Origin of the sequence: Streptomyces bohaiensis, from assembly GCF_012033785.1 — a bacterium.
GTDB classification, from domain to species: Bacteria; Actinomycetota; Actinomycetes; order Streptomycetales; family Streptomycetaceae; genus Streptomyces; species Streptomyces bohaiensis.
The window spans coordinates 11,004-15,690 of record NZ_JAAVJC010000100.1; the positions used below are offsets into that span (position 1 = coordinate 11,004).

2 protein-coding genes and 1 pseudogene are annotated in these 4,687 nt (G+C 72.8%); 2 read left to right on the forward strand and 1 reads right to left on the reverse strand.

Translation table 11 applies throughout. The features are described from left to right. Positions 1-84: 84 nt before the first annotated feature. Positions 85-1,545: a CCA tRNA nucleotidyltransferase gene (locus HCN52_RS13210; RefSeq protein ID WP_168088635.1), complete on the reverse strand. Its 1,461-nt coding sequence runs from the start codon at positions 1,543-1,545 to the stop codon at positions 85-87. 150 nt (positions 1,546-1,695) lie between these two features. On the opposite strand from HCN52_RS13210, the gene HCN52_RS13215 reads away from it, so the two are divergent. Together HCN52_RS13215 and HCN52_RS24745 are read left to right on the forward strand one after the other, a co-directional pair. Then, a complete protein-coding gene (locus tag HCN52_RS13215) occupies positions 1,696-4,182 on the forward strand; it encodes a DUF6049 family protein (protein ID WP_209314488.1) in 2,487 nt (828 codons plus the stop codon). Positions 4,183-4,305: 123 nt separating this feature from the next. Beyond that, a pseudogene (locus tag HCN52_RS24745) lies at positions 4,306-4,687 on the forward strand (hypothetical protein); the annotation flags it as partial.

Consider the following 4,687-nt stretch of genomic DNA (forward strand, 5'->3'; position numbering starts at 1 on the left):
GACAGCGGCGATGACCCGGGCGAGGGCGGTGGTTTCACGTGAAACCACCGCCCTCGCCCGGGTCATCGCCGCTGTCGACCCCGACTACCGGTCACGTGCGGCCCACCATTCCCGCAGCTCCGCCTCCGCCGCCTCCGGCCCGAGCGGGCCCTTCTCCAGCCGCAGCTCCAGCAGAAAGGCGTACGCCTGGCCGATCTGCGGCCCGGGCGGCACCTCGAGAATGCGCATGATGGCGTTGCCGTCGAGGTCGGGCCGGATCGCGTCGAGCTCTTCCTGCTCCTGGAGCCGGGCGATCCGCTCCTCCAGACCGTCGTAGGCACGCGAGAGCGCCGCGGCCTTCCGTTTGTTCCGTGTGGTGCAGTCGGAGCGGGTCAGCTTGTGCAGTCGGTCCAGCAGGGGCCCGCCGTCCCGCACATAACGGCGCACCGCGGCGTCGGTCCACTCCCCGCTGCCGTAGCCGTGGAACCGCAGGTGCAGCTCCACGAGGCGGGAGACGTCCTTGACGAGCTGCGTCGGGTACTTCAGCTTCGTCATCCGCGCCTTCGTCATCTTGGCGCCCACCACCTCGTGGTGGTGGAAGGAGACCCGGCCGTCCGACTCGAAGCGACGGGTCCGCGGCTTCCCGATGTCGTGGAGCAGCGCCGCCAGCCGCAGCGTGAGGTCCGGCCCGTCGTCCTCCAGGTCGATGGCCTGCTCCAGCACGATGAGGCTGTGCTCGTACACGTCCTTGTGCCGGTGGTGCTCGTCGCGCTCCAGCCGGAGCGCCGGCAGTTCCGGCAGCACCCGTGCGGCGAGGCCGGTCTCCACCAGCAGCGCCAGCCCGGGGCGCGGTCGGGGGGCGAGCAGCAGCTTGTTCAGCTCGTCCCGTACCCGCTCCGCGGAGACGATCTCGATCCGGTCCGCCATGTCGGTCATGGCGGCGACCACCTCGGGGGCGACCTCGAATCCGAGCTGCGCGGCGAAGCGGGCGGCGCGCATCATCCGCAGCGGGTCGTCGGAGAACGACTCCTGCGGCGTCCCCGGCGTACGGAGGGTCCGTGCGGCAAGGTCCTCCAGCCCGTGGTGCGGGTCGATGAAGACCTTCTCGGGAAGGGCCACCGCCATGGCGTTCACGGTGAAGTCGCGGCGGACGAGGTCGTCCTCGATCGAGTCGCCGTAGTGCACCGCCGGCTTGCGGGAGGTCCGGTCGTACGCCTCTGAGCGGTACGTGGTGATCTCGATCTGGAAGTCCTGTTTCTGGCACCCCACCGTGCCGAAGGCGATGCCCACCTCCCAGACGGCGTCCGCCCAGGGCCGCACCAGTCGCAGCACGTCGTCCGGGCGGGCATCGGTGGTGAAGTCGAGGTCGTTCCCGAGACGCCCCAGCAGGGCGTCGCGCACGGATCCCCCCACCAGCGCGAGCGAGTACCCGGCCTCGTTGAACCGCCTGGCAAGATCGTCCGCCACGGGGGAGACCCGCAGCAGCTCGCTCACCGCTTGCCGCTGGGCCGGCCCGAGGTCGTGGTGGCGCGGGGTGTCGGGGGTCGCATTCTGCTTGTTCGGCACAACAGGACAGGGTACGTGGCGGCATGTCCCGCCCTCCCGGCCGCCGCCCGGGTAGCGGGCACGCGGGCCGTTCGCGGGTCGCTACGATGAGCACAGCTGCACGACGGGACGAAGGATCGAGGCGTGTGCGTGGCTGAGGCTGCACCGAGAATGTCCCGCTTTCCCCTGAGCTGCCGACGGGCGCTGGTGCTGCTCTGTGCGGTCGTCCCGGTGCTCGCCGGGTCGATGGCGGCGGCCGCGCCGGGTGGAACGGCCGCGAGCCTCACGGAGAGCCGGACGTTCGACACAGGGACCGGCACCGAGACCGCGGCTGTCAGCGTCACCTCGGTGACGCCGGCCAATCCCACGCGCACCGGTTCCGTGACCGTGCGAGGCACCGTCACCAACAACGGTGACTCTCCCATCGTCGGGTCCTCCGTCGCCCCCCGGCAGGCGGTGCCGCTGCGCGGGCGCGGGGAGATCGACGAGGCGCTGGCCCGCGACGGCTTCGACGTCTCGCTGGACGGCGGCCTGATCCGGGGCCACGGGGTGGACGTCGACACGGTGCCACCGGGGCTGTCGCGCAGCTTCACACTGCGAGTGCCCGTGTCCGACCTGGAGCTGGGCGACACCGGGGTCTACCAGGTGGCGCTCTCGCTCACCGGGCAGACCGAGAACGAGCAGTGGGACCAGGTGCTCGGAGTGGGGCGCACGCTGCTGCCCTGGGTAGCGGACGACGACGATCTGCCGGACGAGCCCGGCACCAGCCTCACCGTGCTCTGGCCCTTGATCTCGACCACGCACCTCAACCCGCAGACCGACGAGGGCCAGGTCCCGATACTCAGCGACGACGCGCTGCTCTCGGAGATCTCCCCCGGCGGGCGGCTCTACCAACTCGTCACGCTCGGCGCCGACCTGCCCGTCACCTGGGTGGTGGACCCGGACCTGCTGGCATCGGTGGACGCCATGGCCGAGGACTACCTGGTGCAGGGCGCCGACGGTCCGATCCCGGGCCGCGGTCAGGAGGTCGCGCGGAACTGGCTGCTGCAGCTGCAGGAGGCGGTGGAGGACCGGGAGGTCGTGGCGCTCCCGTTCGCCGACCCCGACCTCGCCTCGCTGGCCCACCACGGCAAGGAGGTTCCCGGCAGCCTCGGTCAGTTGAAGGACGCCACCCGCATGGCGGCCCCGACCGTGGAGACGGTGCTGGGCGTCGAACCCACCACGGACTTCGCCTGGCCGGTCGAGGGCGCGATCGATCCCGAGATCGTCTCGGTGGCCACATCGGCCAACGCGAGCAACGTCATCACCCGCAGCGACTCGCTGGTGCCCGCCGACGAGCTCTCCCGGACCCCGTCGGCCCCCCGGCCGATCGGGGGAGGCATCACCGCTCTCGTCGCCGACACCACGCTCTCCCAGCTCTTCCAGGAGGACATGAGCCGCCCCGGCAACGTCGCACGCGCCCACCAGCTGCTGCTCTCCCACACGCTGGCCATTCACGGCCAGGACCCGGAGGCCGAGCGCAACCTGCTGCTGGCGCCGCAGCGCATGCCGACCAGTTCGCAGGTGCAGGCGATGGCCGAGTCCCTCACCTCCCTGCGCAACGACGGCCACTGGATCGAGTTCGCCGACCTCACCGAGACCGCGGCGGCTGCCCCGGCCCCCGGTGCGGGAGGACCGGTACCGTCCGCCGACGCGTACCCGGCGGAACTGCGCGCCCAGGAACTGCCCGTCCACGCCTTCCAGGCGATGCGGGAGACCCGCCGCACCCTGAACGACTTCTCGGCCATTCTCAGCGAGCCGGACCGCGTCGTCGTACCGTTCGGCAGCGCGGTCCAGCGGGAGATGTCCACCGCCTGGCGTGACCGCGAGAGCGCTGCGGCGCGGTACCGGACCTCGGTGCAGAACCAGCTGGTGCAGCTCACCGAGCAGGTCTCCCTGATCGACAAGACGAGGATCACGCTCTCCGGTCGCAGCGCGGTTATCCCGGTCACGGTCGAGAACGGTCTCCTCCAGGACGTCCAGGGTCTGGAGCTGCGGCTGACCTCCAGCCGCCGGCTCGGGTTGGAGGTCTCCGGGCCGCAGGAGGTCTCCGTCGGCGGCGGCCTGAGTCAGTCCGTGAAGTTCGAGGCCCACTCCCGCGCCAACGGCAAGGCGTTCCTGGAGGCGCAGCTCTACACCCCGGACGGCAAGCCGTACGGCGAGGCCATGCGGTTCCAGGCGCAGGTGACCTCGATCACCTCGACCGTGCTGATGGTCATCGGGGTGGGGCTGCTGCTGGTGGTCCTCGCCGGCATCCGGATGTACACCCAGCGCAAGCGCCTGGCCGCGGCCGGCGGGGGCGACGACGGCGAGGCGGGGACGACCGCCGTCGAGGAGGCGCCGGAACCGCCGGCCGCACCCTCGGCCGGCGCCGCGACCGGGACGGACCGCAGCGACAGCGCGGCCACTCGGGCCCCGAGCACCGCGCCGAAGGACGGTGCGACCGCCGGGCCGGGCGCCGGACCGGACGACGCCCTCCCCGCTGACGGGGCCGAGAAGGAGCTCCCGGCGGGTGAGTCCCCGGCCGACATCGGCGCCGCCGAACCGGACGGTGCCGACCGGAGTGAGAAGCTGGACCGCGGCGGAGCAGACCGCGACGGAGCAGACCGCGACGCATGACGTCCCGCCGCCGGCCGGCCAGCGGCCGGATCGGCGGCGGAGCGCCCGCCCGGGTGTCCCCGGCGGGCGGCAAGAAGACCGGGACCGCCGGTGCGGACGCACCGGTGCCACTGAGGGGTAGCGATGCAAGCGCCATACGACCGTGAGCACGGGCACGGGAACGGGAACGGTGCCTCCGACTCCGGCGGCGACGAGACCTCGTACCCTCCGGCGGACGGCCCGCTGTCCGGCGGCGACCCCTACGTGACGCCGAGCTACCGCAACGACCCGTATGCGCAGCGCGACCCCATGCGGCAGGACCCGGTCGAGGACCCGCGGTACGGGGGTCCCCCGCCGTCCGGGACCGGACGCGGCGACCTCTCCGAGCCGCCCCCGGGCGGCTACCCCCCCGGGCCCCAGGCTCCCCCCGGGGGCTACACCCCCGGCCCGCACGCCCCGCCCGACCCGCGACTGTGGGCCCGCCCCCGGGACGACCGGTCCGGTCCGCCCGCGGGCGGGCCTCGGC

Coding starts and splice junctions, on each gene's coding strand:
- HCN52_RS13215 (WP_209314488.1), top strand. CDS start 1,696: ATGTCCCGCTTTCCCCTGAGCTGCCGACGGGCGCTGGTGCTGCTCTGT.